Source organism: Rhizobium sp. BK049, from assembly GCF_014193135.1.
Classification (GTDB): domain Bacteria; phylum Pseudomonadota; class Alphaproteobacteria; order Rhizobiales; family Rhizobiaceae; genus Rhizobium.
The window spans coordinates 42,391-59,039 of record NZ_JACHYV010000020.1 but is presented as its reverse complement, the minus strand read 5'-3'; the positions used below and the strand labels follow the sequence as shown (position 1 = coordinate 59,039).

The following is a 16,649-nucleotide window of genomic DNA, read 5'->3' as shown; positions in this document are numbered from 1 at the left end:
CGCTCAGATCTCGCCCGACACCTCGCGGCGGCGCCGGTCGAGTTCTTCGCTGTAGCGGCGCAGCGTGTGGCTTTCGCTGAGCTGTCCCACGACCTTGCGCTCGATCAGATTGTTGACGACGGCGAGCGCTTCGCTTTCGCTCTTGTCGAAGATCGCCGCCGCCTGTTTGGCATTCATCTGCGGCTGCAGGAAATCATTGCGATAGCGGATGAAATCGGCAAGCGTCTGCCCCTCGTCCTGAGCGTCGGTCGGGTTAGCGTAGATCTCCGGGACCAGTACGAGGCCAGCATATTTGTCGTTCTCGTCGACGAGAATGACGCGCTGGGTCGAGCCGATCGGAAAGGCCCTCTTGAAGTCTTCCAGCGAGATATCGGCCCTTGCCGTCTTCACGTCGGCGCGCATCAGCTTGTTCACGGTGAGATTGCGGATCCAGCCGACGTCGTGGGCGCTGCGGATGCTCTCGCCGCGCAGATGGAAACGCCATGTGGCGAAGGAGTAGCCGAAGGCCGAGCGCACGACGAGTGAGGAGGTGATGACGGCCGCAAGAACAAGTGCCGTGATCGGGAAATCGCCGGTGATTTCGAGCGCCAGAAAGGTCATCGTCAGCGGCCCGCCAATGACGGCGACCGCCAGGGAACTCATCCCGACCACAGCATAAATGACCGGCGTTAATGTCGCATCGGCAAAATAGGGGCCGCAATAAGCAAAGAGCTTGCCCAGCAGGGCGCCCATGAACAGCGAGGCGAAGAACAGACCACCCCTGAAGCCAGAACCGATCGAGATTGCCGAAGCCAGCGATTTCAGGAGAAAGAGACCGATCAGCGCCGGGATCGTCACGTCGCGGGACAAGTTGAGATGCAGCGCCCCGTGGCCGGCCGAAAGCACCTGCGGCGAGATCATCGCGAGAAGCCCGACGATGATGCCGCCGAGCGCCGGCCGAAAGGGCGGAGCGATCGAGCTTTTGCGCGCCACCTCCTCGATGAAGGCCACGCCCTGCATGAGGAGAATGCCAACGCCGGCGCAGAAGACGCCGAGCAGCAGCGCCGGGATATAATCGGCCGGCACGACCGAGCCGAAGCTGCCGATATCGATGGTGAAATCGCCCTCGGCAAGCAACCTTGCGATGAGGGTCGAAACGAGGGCGGAGACCACAACCGGGGTTAGCGATACGATGGTGTAGGTGCCGATGATCAGCTCGAAGGCGTAGAAGGCGCCCGTCAGCGGCGCGTTGAAGGCGGCGGCAATGGCGCCGGCCGCGCCGCAACCGACGAGGATGCGCAGGTCCGAGCGGCGCAGCTGCAGCTTCAGGCCGAATTTGGAGGCAATGCCGGCGGCGAGCTGGGTATAGCCGGCCTCCAGGCCGACGGAGGCGCCGAAGCCGTTGGAGATCAGGTTCTGTACGGCAACGATGATGCTATCGGTCAGGGAGAGGCGGCCGCCATGCAGAGCATTCGCCTCGATCGGGTCGACCATGGGTTTCTTGCGCCGTTTGGCGAGCACCAGGAACAGCAGGCCGAGCAGGGCGCCGCCGATGACGGGGGCGGTGAGCAGCAGCATCTTGTCATGGATTACCGACGCGCTCAGCCTTTCGCTGTCGGCGATGCCGAAAACAAGCTGGTGCAGCTGGTTGGAGACATAGCTCATGCCGGTCACGGCAAGCCCCGAGGCGATGCCGACGATGGCGCCGGCCAGCGAGAGGCCGACTTCGCTGCGGCGCGTCAGGGCGCGCAGTCGCCCCGGATCGAAGAAAACACGCAGCGCGCGCAGGCGGCGCCGATCCAATTTCATAAGCATGGCTAGACAACTAGGCGAGGAGAGGCCGGGTCAAGGGCGGAGGTGCAGTCGCCTTGCAACGCAATTGCGGCGAAAAGCCGACGGACACGTCGAATATTCATGACGTAAGCCACTGATAAAAGACGATATTTCCGGTACGGTCAGTGGTCTTGGCCGGCCTTTCGCGCAGTCCAGCGGGAAGGTGGTGGCGAAGGTCGGTTGACTTCACCCGCCAGCTTGCCTAACCATCTGAGGAATAACGGATGGTTCCGGATCGGCATTTCGCCTTCCGGATGAAAAGGGAATGTGACGGGGCGGACCCACATCGGGCGCCTTCATCGCAGCCGACCCCGCGACTGTAGAGCGGTCAGGGTCTTCCATCCGGCATCGAACCCCTTCCGGCCTAACCGCAATCGTGCAGGCGGGCGGGATGGGCGACATGCCGGAAAAGCCACTGGAAATGCATGGTGATCAACCGGGGTCGGACGCCTCTATCTCTACGAATCGTCCACCTTTTCACCGAGGCAGCCGGGAAGGCGAGGCAGATCCGCTGGCACGATCAGGGGCGACCGGGCTTCCGGTTCGCCCCCGATCGCCGCCGATAACCGCGAGCCAGGAGACCTGCCTTCCGTGCCGGGCGAACAGCCCAAACCTGGGCAAGAGACCCGCTGCCAGCACGGAGGTTGTTTTGGCTGAAAGAACGAATTCAACGCCGCCTCTGGTGGTGCGTATGAGAGGTGCCGGTTCGTCGCCTTCAGGTTATGTCTGCGTATTACGCGCCTTCCTTTCCTCCCTCATTCCTGTGCTTGTCACAGGAACCCGGCCACGGCGCGTCCGCGCCGTGATTAATTATGCTTTCTCAAGCAAAGTTTTGGCTACCGTGGCTCATAGAGTTAAAACTAGAACAAGCTGCAGCGGCACGCCTCCTCAGAGGAATATTCGGGCATGACCACCACGCTCATCCTCGGCGGGGCACGCTCCGGCAAATCCCGTTTCGCCGAAAATCTCGTTAGGGCAAGCGGCCTCGAGCGCCACTATCTCGCCACCGGCCGTGCCTGGGACGAGGAGATGCAGACGCGTATTGCCCAGCACAGGACCGATCGCGGCCCTTCCTGGATGACGCATGAGGAGCCGCTCGATCTTTTCGGCGTGCTTGCCGCCATCGATGGCGAGGGACGCATTGTGCTTGTCGATTGCCTGACGCTCTGGGTGACCAACCTGATGATGGCGGAGCGCGAGATGGCTGTGGAATTTGCCGCGCTCGCCGATTTCCTCCCCGGCGCCAAGGCGCAACTCGTCTTCGTTTCCAACGAGGTTGGTCTCGGGATCGTGCCTGACAATCGCATGGCGCGCGATTTTCGCGATCATGCCGGACGGCTGCACCAAATAATCGCGGCGAAGGCCGACGAGGTCTATTTCATCGCGGCCGGTCTGCCGCTGAAAATGAAGGGTTGAAGTTCCATGAACCAGCAGAAAATCCCCGCAACCGTCATCACCGGCTTCCTCGGCGCCGGCAAGACGACGATGATCCGCAACCTGCTCACCAATGCCGGCGGCAAAAAGATTGCGCTTATCATCAACGAGTTCGGCGATCTCGGTGTCGATGGCGAGGTCCTGAAGGGCTGCGGCGCGGAGAATTGCAGCGAGGACGACATTATCGAGCTCACCAATGGCTGCATCTGCTGCACCGTCGCCGACGATTTCATTCCAACGATGACGAAGCTCCTGGAGCGCGAACAGCGGCCCGACCATATCGTCATCGAAACCTCCGGCCTCGCCCTGCCGCAGCCGCTGGTCGCCGCCTTCAAGTGGCCCGATATTCGCACCCAGGTGACCGTCGACGGCGTCATTACGGTCGTCGACAGTGCGGCCGTTGCCGCCGGCCGTTTCGCCGACGACCATGATGCAGTCGAGGCGGCGCGCAGCGAGGACGACTCGCTCGATCATGAGAGCCCGATCGAGGAGCTGTTCGAAGACCAGCTCACATGCGCCGATCTCATCGTGCTCAACAAGACCGACCTGATCGATGGCGATGGCCTTGACCGCGTGAAGAGCGAAGTCGCCTCCCGCATTGCCCGCAAGCCGGTCATGATCGAAGCCAGGAATGGCGAGGTGCCGGCAGGCGTGCTGCTCGGCCTCGGCATCGGCACGGAAGACGATATCGCCAACCGCAAGTCCCATCACGAGCTGGAGCACGAGGAGGGGGCGCCACACGACCACGACGAATTCGAAAGCTTCGTTGTTGAACTCGGCGCTGTTTCCGATCCGACGGGCTTTGTCGAGAAGCTGAAGGGCATCATCGCCGAGCATGATGTGCTGCGCCTCAAAGGCTTCATCGACGTCTTGGGCAAGCCCATGCGCCTGCAACTGCAGGCCGTCGGCAGCCGCATCGACCAGTATTTCGACCGCGCCTGGGCAGCGGGCGAGGCGCGCCGCACGCGCCTCGTCGTCATCGGCTTGCATGAAATGAACGAGGACGCGGTACGCAAGGCGATCGAAGCGCTCGTTCAAGGATAATCGATGCATCTGCTTCTTGCCCAGAAGGGAACGATCAGCGACGGCGAGGAGGCGATCGACCTCGGCCAGTCGCCCGGCGATATCCTGTTTCTTTCGGCTGCCGACACCGAACTCGCCGCGATTGCTGCCGCCTATCACGAGTGTGAAGGGATGCCGCATTCGCTGAGGCTCGCGAATCTGATGAGCCTCAAGCATCCAATGTCGGTCGATACCTATGTCGAGCGAACGGCCCGGCACGCCAAGTTGATCGTCGTGCGTGCGCTCGGCGGCGCCAGCTATTTCCATTATGCGCTGGAGGCGCTGCACGCCGTTGCTGCCCGCAATGGCGTGAAAATTGCGGTATTGCCTGGCGATGCCAAGCCGGATGCCGGGCTGGTTCCTTTCTCCAATGTTGACCTCGACGATCTCAACGGGCTGTGGGCCTACCTGATCGAAGGCGGCGACACCAATGCGCGGGATTTTCTCGCCTATGCTTCGGCGATGCTGTCAGGGGCGGAGAAGCCGGCGCCGGCGGTGCCGCTGATGAAGGCGGGCATCTGGTGGCCGGGGCGAGGGGCGATCGGGGTCGAGGAGTGGCGGCGGGTCGTCGGTTCGCATGTCGCGCCAACGTCGTCCGTCAAGCGTGGGACACCAAGCTCGACAGAAGAGGTGGAATTCGAACCCACGTCCCCCATCGTCGCCATCAGCTTCTACCGTGCCCTGGTCCAGAGCGGCGAGACCGGGCCGCTCGAGGCGCTGATCGAGGCCCTGGCCGCGCTTGGCCTGCGGCCGCTGCCGGTCTTTGCCTACAGCCTAAAGGATCCCGTTTCGACAGGCGTTCTCGAGAGCGTGTTTTCGGCGTTGAAACCGGATGTCGTCATCAACACAACGGGCTTTGCGGTCTCCGCACCGGGCGCGGACCGGCAACCGACGGTGCTGGAGGCGGATGGCGCCATCGTGCTGCAGGCAATCCTGTCGGCTTCGTCGAGGGAGGCCTGGGTGGCTTCGTCGCAGGGTCTGTCGGCGCGCGACCTCGGCATGAATGTGGCGCTGCCTGAAGTCGATGGGCGAATATTGGCGCGGGCGGTGTCCTTCAAGACGGCGGCGCGTTACGACGCTGTTGTCGAGGCGAACATCGTCGCCAGCATGCCCGATGCCGGTCGGGTGCGCTACACGGCGGAACTGGCCGCCAACTGGGCGCGGCTGCGCGGGACGCCAGCCAATAGGAGGCGCATCGCTCTCGTGATGGCCAATTATCCAAACCGCGACGGCCGGCTCGGCAACGGCGTCGGGCTCGACACGCCGGCCGGCAGCATCGAGGTGCTTCGGGCAATGGCGGCCGCGGGTTATCCAGTCGCCGATCTTCCGGCCGATGGTGACGCGCTGATCCAGCATCTGATGGAGGGGCCGACCAATTCGGGACATGACGGCCGGCTTATCCGCGAGGCCCTTTCGCTCAGTCGCTACAAAGATTTCCTGGAATCGCTTCCCAAAAAGATTCAAGAGGAGGTGACGGCCCGCTGGGGCGAGCCAGAGAACGATCCCTATTTTCGCAATGGCGTCTTCGCCCTGCCTTTCGCCCGCTTCGGCGGTGTCCTGATCGGCATCCAGCCGGCGCGCGGCTACAATATCGATCCAAAGGACAGCTACCATTCGCCGGATCTCGTACCGCCGCATGGCTATATCGCGTTCTATGCTTTCCTGCGGCGCGAATATGGCGTCGATGCCGTCATTCACATGGGCAAGCATGGCAATCTTGAATGGCTGCCGGGTAAGGCGCTGGCGCTGTCGGAGACGTGCTACCCGGAAGCGATCCTTGGACCGCTGCCGCATCTTTATCCCTTTATCGTCAATGATCCGGGCGAGGGCACCCAGGCCAAGCGCCGCACCGCCGCAGTCGTCATCGATCACCTGACGCCGCCTTTGACGCGGGCCGAGAGCTATGGGCCGCTCAAGGATCTGGAGGCGCTGGTCGATGAATATTACGAAGCTTCGGGCGGCGATCCCCGCCGCATTCGGCTGCTCAGCCGCCAGATCCTCGATCTCGTCACCGATATCGGGCTGGATCGGGATGCGGGGATTGCGAAAGGCGAGAGCGAAGGTGAGGCGCTTAAGAAGCTCGACGCCTATCTTTGCGATCTGAAGGAGATGCAGATCCGTGATGGGCTGCATGTCTTCGGCGTGTCGCCGGAGGGGCGGTTGCTGACGGATCTCACCGTAGCGCTGGCGCGGGTACCGCGCGGGCTGGGAGAGGGTGGCGATGCGAGTTTGCAGCGGGCGATTGCGGGGGATGCTGGGTTGAGTTTCCCCCTTCTCCCCAGCGGGGAGAAGATGTCCGTCAGGACAGATGAGGGGGCGAGCGACGGTAGGAGCGAGTGGCTGAGCGCAAGCGAGGCGGAGTCTGCGGTCCCCTCATCCGACCCTTCGGGCCACCTTCTCCCCGCCGGGGAGAAGGGGAGTCGCGCGCTTCAGCGTCCGTTCGACCCACTCGATTGCGATATGGCGGCTCTTTGGGCTGGCCCGCGTCCGGCTGTCCTCGCAGATATCCTCGACGCCCCCTGGCGCAGTAACGGTGACACCGTCGAGCGCATTGAACTGCTCGCCGCCAAGCTCGTTTCCGGTGAAATGGCGTGCCCAACCCTCTGGGTCCAAACCAGAGCCGTGCTGGACGAAATCGAAGCGCGTCTCAAGCCATCCATCCTTGCCTGTGGTCCGGCCGAGATCGCCAGCCTGCTCCGGGGCCTCGACGGCCGTTTCGTGCCGCCCGGCCCATCCGGTGCGCCGACACGCGGACGGCCGGATGTCTTGCCAACCGGGCGGAATTTCTACTCTGTCGACAGCCGGGCGGTGCCGACACCGGCTGCTTACGAACTCGGCAAGAAATCCGCGGAACTGCTGATCCGCCGATACGTGCAGGATCACGGCGAATGGCCTGTCTCCTTCGGGCTGACAGCCTGGGGCACGTCCAACATGCGCACCGGCGGCGATGATATTGCTCAGGCCTTAGCGCTGATCGGCGTCAAGCCGGTCTGGGACATGGCCTCACGGCGCGTCACCGGCTACGAAATCATTCCGCCGGCTCTGCTGCGGCGACCGCGGGTTGACGTGACACTGCGCATATCCGGTTTCTTCCGCGACGCCTTCCCCGAGCAGATCGCGCTGTTCGACAAGGCGATCCGCGCTGTCGGCGCGCTCGAAGAGGACGCGGCGGATAATCCGATTGCCGGGCGAATGCGCGGCGAGACCGCGCGGCTCGCTGCGGCTGGGCTCGATGAGAAGACGGCGGCGAAGCGGGCGGGCTATCGCATCTTCGGCTCGAAACCGGGCGCCTATGGCGCGGGATTGCAGGCACTGATCGATGAAAAGGGCTGGGAGCGGCGTGCCGATCTTGCCGAGGCCTATCTCGTGTGGGGAAGTTATGCCTATGGCGCCGGCGAGGAAGGCAGGGCCGAACGCGGCCTTTTCGAGGAGCGGTTGCGCTCTGTGCAAGCCGTCATTCAGAACCAGGACAATCGCGAGCATGACCTGCTCGACAGTGACGACTACTATCAGTTCGAAGGCGGCATGGCGGCGGCGGCCGAGGAACTCGCCGGTAAACGCCCCGCAATCTATCATAACGATCATTCCAGGCCCGAACGACCAGTGATCCGCGCGCTCGAAGAGGAAATCGGCCGCGTCGTGCGCGGGCGCGTGGTCAATCCGAAATGGATAACGGGCGTCATGCGCCATGGCTACAAGGGAGCGGCCGAGATCGCCGCCACCGTCGATTATCTCTTCGCCTTCGCGGCGACGACGGGCGCGGTCGGCGCGCATCATTTCGAGGCGGTCTTTCGGGCCTTCGTCGCCGATCCAGGCGTACGTGGCTTCATGATCGAGAAGAACCCGGCGGCATTCGACGAGATGCGAGAGCGGCTGCGCGAAGCGATCGATCGCGGGCTCTGGACGCCGCGCAGCAATTCGGCCCGGTTCGACCTGGCAGCCACGCAACTGAATGAGGTGCACTGATGAGCGACGAGATCCAGGAAAACGAAGCGGCCAAGGATGATGCGCGCCACGCCGAGAAGATGGCGAAGAAGAAGGCTGCGCGCGACAAGATCATGGCGACCAAGACGGACGGCAAGGGCTTGATCATCGTCCATACCGGCAAGGGCAAGGGCAAGTCGTCAGCCGCTTTCGGCATGATCTTCCGCCACATCGCCCACGGCAAGCCGTCGGCCGTCGTGCAGTTCATCAAGGGCGCGATGTGGACCGGCGAGCGCGACCTGATCGAGAAGCATTTTTCCGATCTCTGCCAGTTCCACACGATGGGCGAGGGCTTCACCTGGGAAACGCAGGACCGGGCCCGCGACATTGCCGCCGCCTCGGCGGCCTGGGAAAAGGCCAAGGAGCTGATCCGCGACGAACGCAATTGCATGGTGCTACTCGACGAGGTCAACATCGCGCTGCGCTACGATTATCTCGACATCAACGATGTCGTCGCCTTCCTGAAGAATGAGAAACCCGCCATGACGCATGTCGTGCTGACAGGGCGCAACGCCAAGGAAGAGCTGATCGAGATCGCCGATCTGGTGACGGAGATGGAACTCGTCAAACACCCCTTCCGCTCCGGCATCAAAGGACAGCCGGGGGTGGAGTTCTGAGAGCGCTTTAGAGGCCGAGCCAGACCCGCAGCGGATTTGCCGGATCGGCGAGCAGCTTAACCGCCAAAGCGACGCAGACGATCACGAGCAGCGGCTTGATCAGCTTTGCGCCGATGCGCATGGCAAGCCGTGAGCCCACTTGTGCGCCGAGGAATTGGCAGACGCCCATCAGCAGGCCGATCTTCCAGAGGATCGCGCCGAAGCTTGCGAAGACGATCAGCGCACCGAAATTCGAGCCGAAGTTCAAAAGTTTGGTGTGGGCCGTCGCCTTCAGCACGCCGAAGCCGGCGAGGGTGACGAAGGCGAGCATGAAGAAAGAGCCGGTGCCGGGGCCGAAGACGCCGTCGTAGAAGCCGATGGCCGGCACCAGCGTCAGGCCGAAGGCGAAGGGCGTGATGAGGCGGTGTCTGTCGAGATCGTTGAGGTTCGGTTTGACGGCAAAGAAGATCGCGATTGCCAGCAGCAGCACAGGCATGATCGCTTGAAGCAACTGGCCTGGTACGATCGTGGCAAGAGCGGCGCCGAGTGCCCCGCCCATGAGGGCCATCAGCGCCATCGGCAGCTGTTCGGAAAGCTCCACATGGCCCTTGCGGGCATAGGCGAGCGTCGCGGAAGCTGCGCCGAAGATCGATTGCACCTTGTTGGTTCCGAGCGTCTGCAGCGGCGGGATGCCGGCGATCAACATGGCGGGAACGGTGATGAGACCGCCGCCGCCGGCAATTGCATCGACGAAACCGGCAAAGAAGGCAGCCGCGCAGAGCAGCAGAGGCAGATGGAGGGCAATGTCAGGCAAGATGCTATTCCAGAAGGGTTTTCAGCCGGTCTTGTTGCATTTCCCTCTCCAAGCTGCAATGGCTGCAAGGACACAGCAACGGCACATTCGGCTGCTTCCATGAGCGACATATCTTTCAATCCGTCACGGCGTCATGTGCTCGGTCTTGGCTGCGAGCGCGGGACGCCGGCTGCGGAGGTGTTGGCGCTCGCCGTCGCGGCGCTTGAGGCGGTCGGGATCAGCGCGGATGAGCTCGCCGCCATTGCTTCCATCGACAGCCGCCGGCAGGAGGCGGCAATCCTGGCAGTCGCCAGGCAGTTTGCCGTGCCGGCTCTATTCTTCGACGCTCCGCGACTGGAGCGGGAAACGCCGCGGCTCAGAAATCCATCGGCCGTCGTCTTTGCTCGCGTCGGCTGCCATGGTGTTGCGGAATCGGCGGCGTTTGCTGCGATCGGCGACGATGCCGAACTGGTGCTTGGCAAAATCAAGTCGGCGCAGGCGACGGCGGCAGTCGCCCGAGGCGGGTTGCAGAAAGCCTGACGGTCGCTATGGTGGCGGCAATTCGCGGCGCCAACCGGCAGGCTCGCGATTCACATTTAGAGGATATATTATGCACAAGGTCATTTATGACACTGACCCGGGCGTTGACGACGCCATGGCGCTTCTCTTCCTGCATCGCCATCCCGAAATCGATCTGATCGGCATCACCACGGTCTTTGGCAATGCATCGGTGGAGACGACGACGCGCAATGCGCTCTTCCTCAAGCGTGAGTGGAATATTCCCGCGCCGGTCGCCAAAGGCGCCAGCGTCACCATCGATGCCTCGCGCGCCGAGCGGGAATGGCCCTCCATGGTGCATGGCGACAACGGCCTCGGCGATATCGAGGTGCCCGCAGCGATCGACCTGCCGCTCGATCCGCGCCCGGCTCACCGCTTCATCATCGACACTGTGCGTGCCAATCCTGGCGAGGTGCGTCTGGTCGCGGTCGGACGGATGACCAATCTGGCGATGGCGCTGAAGGAGGATCCCGAGATTGCGACCCTGGTCAAGGACGTCGTCATCATGGGTGGCAACTTCTATGTTCCCGGCAATGTCTCGCCGGTCGCCGAGGCCAATATTCACGGCGATCCCGAGGCCGCCGATATTGTCATGACAGCGCCGTGGAAGGTCGCAGTCATCGGCCTCGACGTCACCTCGATCACCACCATGAGCCGCAGCTATCTCGGCAGGATAGCGGCCGAGGGAGATGGTGCCGTGAAACTGCTCGATGCACTCTCGCAGTCCTATATCGACTTCTACAAGCATGCGGTCGAGGACGGCATGATGGTGCATGACAGCTGCGCCGCAGTCTACGTCGTGGCGCCGGAACTGTTCTCGTCGATATCGGGCGCGGTGCGCGTCGTCTGCGGCGGCATTGCCGACGGCCAGACGATCGTCAAGCCGGATGGCCGCCGCTTCCCGCCCGGCGATTGGGATGATCGGCCGAGCCAAATCGTCACCACAAGGATCGAGCCGGAAAAGGTCCTAAAGCTGATCCGCGATACGCTGCTTCGCGGCTGAGGGCCTTGAAGGACTGATTGCAGCAGGCGCCAACTTTCGACTTGCTTTTTTGGCATCATCCTCGGCCTTGTGTCGAGGGTCTGCCGCGGCCGCCACAGATACTCGGGACAAGGCCGACCATGACGAAGAGGAGTTGGACGACTTTGTCAGCCGTCGGTGCAGCGGGCGGTCTCGTTTGGGTATATTATAATATATCCACACTGTTGTGTCGCTTTCTTGCGATATTGAATCAGCTTGTTTGGAAGGTGAGTCATCGTCATCTCAGCAACTTCAAGTGAGGCAGCGCGGGCGGCGTTGACCTTGGCCCTCGCTGGGCCTAGATCAACAAAATGTCGAATAGCGCATTCTCCCATTTGCCGGCATTGGAGCCGGGCAGCGTCTGGCTCGTCGGGGCCGGTCCGGGTGATCCGGGCTTGCTGACGCTCCTGGCCGCCAAGGGGCTCGCCGAGGCCGATGTGATTGTCCATGACGCGCTGGTCAATGAGGACTGTCTGAGGCTTGCGCACCCCGGCGCCGAATTCGAATATGCCGGCAAACGCGGCGGCAAACCCTCAGCCAAGCAGCGGGATATTTCGTTGCGCCTGGTGGAACTGGCGCACACCGGCAAGCGTGTGCTGCGGCTGAAGGGTGGCGATCCCTTCGTCTTCGGGCGCGGCGGGGAGGAGGCGCTGACGCTGGTCGAGCACAATATCCCTTTCCGCATTGTGCCGGGGATCACCGCCGGTATCGGCGGGCTTGCCTATGCCGGCATTCCGGTGACCCATCGCGAGATCAATCATGCGGTGACTTTTCTCACCGGCCATGATTCCTCCGGCATCGTGCCCGACAGAATCGACTGGGAAGCGATCGGCAAGGGTTCGCCCGTGATCGTCATGTATATGGCGATGAAGCATATCGCCCAGATCAGCGCCAATCTCATTGCGTCGGGCCGCTCGCCGTCCGAGGCTGTAGCTTTCGTCTGCAATGCGGCGACAGGCGCGCAGCAGGTGCTGGAGACGACGCTCGGGCAGGCGACCGAGGCTGTGACCGCCTCCGGTCTCGAGCCGCCGGCGGTGGTCGTCGTCGGCGAGGTGGTGCGGCTGCGGGCCTCGCTCGACTGGGTCGGCGCTCTCGCCGGACGACGCTTGCAGCCTGATCCGTTCCGCCAGTCCGGCCAGGTGCGGGCATGAGCGGCCTCCTGATCGCAGCTCCTTCCTCCGGTGCCGGCAAGACGACGGTGACGCTTGGGCTCCTGAGGGCGCTTCGCCGGCGCGGCATCGCGGTCGCGCCGGGCAAGGCCGGCCCCGACTATATTGATCCCGCCTTCCATGCGGCGGCAAGCGGCACGCCTTGCCTGAACTTCGACCCCTGGGCGATGCGGCCGGAGCTGATCTCGGCCAATGCGACGCTGCATCGCTCCGGCGACCGCATTCTCGTCGTCGAGGCGATGATGGGACTGTTCGATGGGGCGGCCGACGGCAAGGGGACGGCAGCGGATCTGGCCGCCCAGCTCGGCCTTTCCGTGGTGCTGGTCGTCGACGCTTCGCGCATGTCGCAATCGATAGCGCCGCTGGTGGCGGGTTTTGCCGGTTTCCGCGCCGATGTCCGCGTTGCCGGCGTCATCCTCAACAAGGTCGGCAGCGAACGGCACGAGGCGATGCTGCGTCAGGCGCTCGAGGCGATCCGGATGCCCGTGATCGCCGTGATCGGCGGCGACAAGGCGCTTGCCTTGCCGGATCGCCATCTCGGCCTTGTTCAGGCCTGTGAACATCCGAGCCTCGAAGGTTTCATCGAGCATGCGGCGGATGCCGTCTCCGAGGAATGCAATTTCGAGTTTCTGCTGCGCATCGCGAGGCAGGGCCTCAACCGACCGTCGGCTGCCAATATCGATCGTCTGCCGCCGCTCGGCAGTCGCATTGCAGTGGCCCGCGATATCGCTTTCGCCTTTTCCTATGAACATATGCTGCTTGGCTGGCGGCGGCGGGGGGCTTCGATTTCCTTCTTCTCGCCGCTTGCCGACGAGGCGCCTGCTGCCGACGCCGATGCGATCTATCTGCCCGGGGGTTATCCCGAGCTGCATGCCGGAACGCTCTCCCAAGCGCCCAATTTCCGCGTCGCCCTCCTCGATGCGGCGGCGCGCGGCATCCGGATCTATGGCGAGTGCGGCGGCTACATGGTGCTCGGCGAAGGGCTGATTGACGCAGAGGGCAAGCGTCACGAGATGCTCGGCCTGCTGCCCGTCGTCACCAGCTATGCCGCGCGCAAACGCCATCTCGGTTATCGTCACGTCATGCCGCTCGACGGTGCAATCTTTCAGCGGGCGATGACGGCGCATGAGTTCCACTATTCCAGCCTCATTTCCGAAGGCGAGGGCGAGCGGCTGTTTCAGGTCCGGGATGCGATCGGAACCGATCTCGGCCGGGCGGGGCTCCGGCGCGGGCAGGTTGCGGGTTCCTACATGCATCTGATCGATCTCGCCGGGATTGCCGCGTGAGCGCGCCGATCGTCCATGGTGGCGGAGTTACTGCCGCTGCTGCCGCATTTGGCGGCAGGCCGGAGGACTGGCTCGACCTTTCCACCGGGATCAACCCGTGCCCGGCTGCCCTGCCGGAAATCCCGACAAGGGCCTGGCACCGCCTGCCGGACAGCCATCTGGTCGATGAGGCAAGGCGGGCGGCGCGCGATTACTACGGGAGCGGCCAGATCCTGCCGCTGCCGGTGCCCGGAACGCAATCGGTGATCCAGCTTCTGCCGCGGTTGCTGACAAAGGGGGAGGGCGCCAGGGTCGCCGTCGTGGCGCCGACCTACGGCGAGTATGCGCGCGCCTTTATTTCGGCCGGTTTTGCGGTCGACACCGTCGATGATGTCGCTGCGATCGGAACCGAGCATCGGCTTGCCGTCGTCGTCAATCCGAACAATCCCGATGGGCTGACATGGCCGAACGAGACGCTGATCGGACTGCACGAGAGGATGAAGGCGGTCAATGGGCTTCTCGTTGTTGACGAGGCGTTCGGCGATACCGATCCAGCGCTGAGTCTTGCGGGCGTCGCGCAGAGGCTCTCAAACCTGGTGATCTTTCGCTCCTTCGGCAAGTTTTTTGGGCTCGCCGGCCTGCGGCTCGGTTTTGTGATTGCACGTGACGACATTCTCAAGCGTTTCGAGGAGTGGCTCGGACCCTGGGCGGTTTCCGGGCCGGCGCTTTCGATAGCAGGCTCGCTGCTGCGTTCGGACGTTTCTTTCATCCGCCGGCTTATCGATGAACGCAGCGCCGGGCTTCGTGCGGTGCTGGGCGGGGTCGGGCTCCGGATTGCAGGGGGAACAGGGTTGTTTGCCCTTGTCGACGATGCCAGGGCGAGCGACATTTACACGCATCTCTGCCGGCATCATATTCTCGTCCGCAAGTTCGACTATGCGCCCGGATGGCTGCGTTTCGGGCTGGCGCCCGATCCGGCGGCGGACCGGCGGCTTGGCGAAGTCCTTCAGAGATTTGAGTGATGACGATCGACCTAAACCTTCTCGTGCTGCTTCTGGCGCTGCTGCTCGACCGGATCGTCGGCGATCCGCGATGGCTCTGGTCGCGCGTGCCGCATCCTGTCGCGATGTTCGGAGCGGTGATCTCCTATGCCGACCAGCAGCTCAATCCTTCAAGCCTTACGGGGCATCAACGGCGGATGAACGGCGTTGCCGCCATCCTGGCGTTGCTGCTGCTCGCCGTGGCGGCCGGCTTCGTGTTCAACCGGTTTTTCGCGCTGTTCGGCCTCGGCGGCATCCTGCTGGAGACCGGACTGGTGGCGATCTTTCTGGCGCAGAAGAGCCTTGCCGACCATGTCACTGCCGTTGCCGTCGCCCTGCGCGAGGAGGGGCTTGCCGGTGGGCGGGCCGCCGTCTCCCGCATTGTCGGGCGCGATCCCGAGACGCTGGATGAGCCGGCCGTTTGCCGTGCTGCGATCGAAAGCCTTGCCGAGAACTTCTCCGATGGCGTCGTCGCGCCGGCGATTTGGTATGCTATCTTCGGCCTGCCAGGGCTTTTCGCTTACAAGATGCTGAACACGGCGGACTCGATGATCGGCCATAGATCGGAAAAATATATCGATTTCGGCTGGGCGGCCGCTCGGCTCGACGATCTCGCCAACTGGCCGGCCGCGCGCCTTTCGATCCTGCTGATTGCTGCAGGCGCCTGGATCCGGCGCGGCACCAGCGCCTGCCGCGAGGCGATCCGGGTGGCTATGCGCGACGGCGGCTTGCACCGTTCGCCGAATTCCGGCCGGCCGGAAGCGGCAATGGCTGGTGCGCTGAATGTCCAGCTCGCAGGACCGCGCATCTATGGCGGTGTGCTCGTTACCGAGCCGATGATCAACAATCCCGGACGCGATGTCGCGACATCCGGCGACATCGAAAACGGGGTCTCAGTGTATCAGGCGAGCTGCATGGTGCTTGCCGGCGTGACGTTCGGATTGTTTTTGTGCTTTCTGTGAGGGGCTTGCGGTAGAGCTCACGCCGCAGTGGACAGTCCCGCCCCAAACGTTTATGCGAAACGCCTCATATCCATCAGACCGGAAGCAGAGCGATGACAGTTCAGGTTGAACTACCGTGCCCGAAGTGCAAAAGCACCAAGATGAAATTCGAGCGTCCGGAGATCCGGGAGACGGACATCATAAGCTGCGCGGCCTGCGGCCATAATCTCGGCACCATGGCCTCCATCCGCGAAAGGATGAACAAGGCCTATCAGCAGCTCAAGCAGAGGCCGGCGGCGCGCAAGCTTCAGTGAGGCGGAGCGGTCGTCCTGCGGCGCTTAAATCCGTCATTGCCCTGTTAGAATTGTGATTACCATTCGGGTTAAAGCTATATAATCAAGTATCGTCGTAGTCTCTCTGGCGTGAGGGCGCAATCAAATGCGCGGGTGCGAAGAGGGATTATCATGAAGACGATTTTTGCCGCCGCGGCGGTAAGCTTATTGCTGCAGTTTTCTCCAATTGCCGCTGAAGCAGCAACGCTGGTTGCCAATATCAGCATCGGCAAACAGACGATGACCGTCACCGAGGACGGCTTCGTCAAATATCGCTGGAAGGTTTCGACCGCGCGCAATGGTTATGTCACGCCCACCGGCTCCTGGAGCGCCAAATGGCTGTCGCGCGATCACCGTTCGCGCAAATACGACAATGCGCCGATGCCGTATGCTGTATTTTTCAGCGGCGGTTACGCCGTTCATGCCACCTTCGATCTGAAGCGTCTCGGCACACCGGCCTCGCATGGCTGCGTTCGCTTGCATCCCGACAATGCGGCCGAGTTCTTCTCACTGGCGCGGCAGGCAGGTCTTGCCAATACCCGCGTCGTCATCACGCGTTGATCCCGGATCAGCGCGTGAAACCTGAATTCGGCGTCGGACCGCAGACGACGCCGTGCCGCGCCTGGCGGGAAAGACGTGCAA

14 protein-coding genes and 1 riboswitch are annotated in these 16,649 nt (G+C 63.1%); of the genes, 12 read left to right on the top strand and 2 right to left on the bottom strand.

The window, feature by feature from the left end:
- Window positions 1-3: 3 nt before the first annotated feature.
- Window positions 4-1,794 carry a chloride channel protein gene (locus FHT70_RS20320; RefSeq protein WP_183704394.1) on the bottom strand — a complete coding sequence of 597 codons (1,791 nt, stop codon included), beginning with the start codon at window positions 1,792-1,794 and terminating at the stop codon, window positions 4-6.
- A 226-nt stretch (window positions 1,795-2,020) separates the two neighbouring features.
- Window positions 2,021-2,417: riboswitch (cobalamin riboswitch) on the top strand.
- A gap of 301 nt (window positions 2,418-2,718) precedes the next feature.
- Here FHT70_RS20320 and cobU point away from each other — a divergent pair.
- Genes cobU through cobO form a run of 4 tightly spaced genes read left to right on the top strand, consistent with a single transcriptional unit; the run spans window position 2,719 to window position 8,909 of the window.
- Window positions 2,719-3,228 (top strand): bifunctional adenosylcobinamide kinase/adenosylcobinamide-phosphate guanylyltransferase, encoded by a 510-nt coding sequence (gene cobU / locus FHT70_RS20315; RefSeq protein WP_097599985.1) that lies wholly within the window; start codon window positions 2,719-2,721, stop codon window positions 3,226-3,228.
- A 6-nt stretch (window positions 3,229-3,234) separates the two neighbouring features.
- Window positions 3,235-4,290: a cobalamin biosynthesis protein CobW gene (gene cobW / locus FHT70_RS20310; RefSeq protein WP_097599984.1), complete on the top strand. Its 1,056-nt coding sequence runs from the start codon at window positions 3,235-3,237 to the stop codon at window positions 4,288-4,290.
- Between the two features lie 3 nt (window positions 4,291-4,293).
- Window positions 4,294-8,274, top strand: a complete 3,981-nt coding sequence (gene cobN, locus FHT70_RS20305) for a cobaltochelatase subunit CobN (RefSeq protein ID WP_183704392.1) — start codon at window positions 4,294-4,296, stop codon at window positions 8,272-8,274.
- On the top strand, window positions 8,274-8,909 hold the full coding sequence (gene cobO / locus FHT70_RS20300) for a cob(I)yrinic acid a,c-diamide adenosyltransferase (RefSeq protein ID WP_183704390.1): 636 nt from the start codon (window positions 8,274-8,276) through the stop codon (window positions 8,907-8,909). Before cobN ends, cobO begins: the two co-directional genes overlap by 1 nt.
- A gap of 7 nt (window positions 8,910-8,916) precedes the next feature.
- Here the strand turns inward: cobO and FHT70_RS20295 are convergent, their stop codons facing one another.
- A complete protein-coding gene (locus FHT70_RS20295; RefSeq protein ID WP_097599981.1) occupies window positions 8,917-9,702 on the bottom strand; it encodes a TSUP family transporter in 786 nt (261 codons plus the stop codon).
- A gap of 99 nt (window positions 9,703-9,801) precedes the next feature.
- On the opposite strand from FHT70_RS20295, the gene FHT70_RS20290 reads away from it, so the two are divergent.
- The 8 genes from FHT70_RS20290 to FHT70_RS20255 all read left to right on the top strand — a co-directional run bounded on the left by FHT70_RS20290 (window position 9,802) and on the right by FHT70_RS20255 (window position 16,568).
- Window positions 9,802-10,221, top strand: coding sequence for a cobalamin biosynthesis protein (locus FHT70_RS20290; RefSeq protein ID WP_183704388.1), 420 nt, complete (start codon window positions 9,802-9,804; stop codon window positions 10,219-10,221).
- A 70-nt stretch (window positions 10,222-10,291) separates the two neighbouring features.
- Entirely contained in the window at window positions 10,292-11,242 is a 951-nt protein-coding gene (locus FHT70_RS20285; protein ID WP_183704386.1) for a nucleoside hydrolase, read from the top strand.
- Window positions 11,243-11,571: 329 nt separating this feature from the next.
- On the top strand, window positions 11,572-12,411 hold the full coding sequence (gene cobA / locus FHT70_RS20280; protein WP_183704384.1) for a uroporphyrinogen-III C-methyltransferase: 840 nt from the start codon (window positions 11,572-11,574) through the stop codon (window positions 12,409-12,411).
- The gene (locus FHT70_RS20275; RefSeq protein WP_097599977.1) at window positions 12,408-13,715 is read left to right on the top strand and encodes a cobyrinate a,c-diamide synthase; all 1,308 of its coding nucleotides are present in this window, start codon (window positions 12,408-12,410) and stop codon (window positions 13,713-13,715) included. The genes cobA and FHT70_RS20275 overlap by 4 nt, the downstream gene beginning before the upstream one ends.
- Window positions 13,712-14,716 carry a threonine-phosphate decarboxylase CobD gene (gene cobD, locus FHT70_RS20270; RefSeq protein WP_183704382.1) on the top strand — a complete coding sequence of 335 codons (1,005 nt, stop codon included), beginning with the start codon at window positions 13,712-13,714 and terminating at the stop codon, window positions 14,714-14,716. The genes FHT70_RS20275 and cobD overlap by 4 nt, the downstream gene beginning before the upstream one ends.
- Entirely contained in the window at window positions 14,716-15,696 is a 981-nt protein-coding gene (gene cbiB / locus FHT70_RS20265) for an adenosylcobinamide-phosphate synthase CbiB (RefSeq protein ID WP_183704380.1), read from the top strand. The genes cobD and cbiB overlap by 1 nt, the downstream gene beginning before the upstream one ends.
- A 92-nt stretch (window positions 15,697-15,788) precedes the next feature.
- A complete protein-coding gene (locus FHT70_RS20260; protein ID WP_064803200.1) occupies window positions 15,789-15,989 on the top strand; it encodes a hypothetical protein in 201 nt (66 codons plus the stop codon).
- A 150-nt stretch (window positions 15,990-16,139) separates the two neighbouring features.
- Window positions 16,140-16,568, top strand: a complete 429-nt coding sequence (locus tag FHT70_RS20255; protein WP_183704378.1) for a L,D-transpeptidase — start codon at window positions 16,140-16,142, stop codon at window positions 16,566-16,568.
- Window positions 16,569-16,649 lie beyond the last annotated feature (81 nt).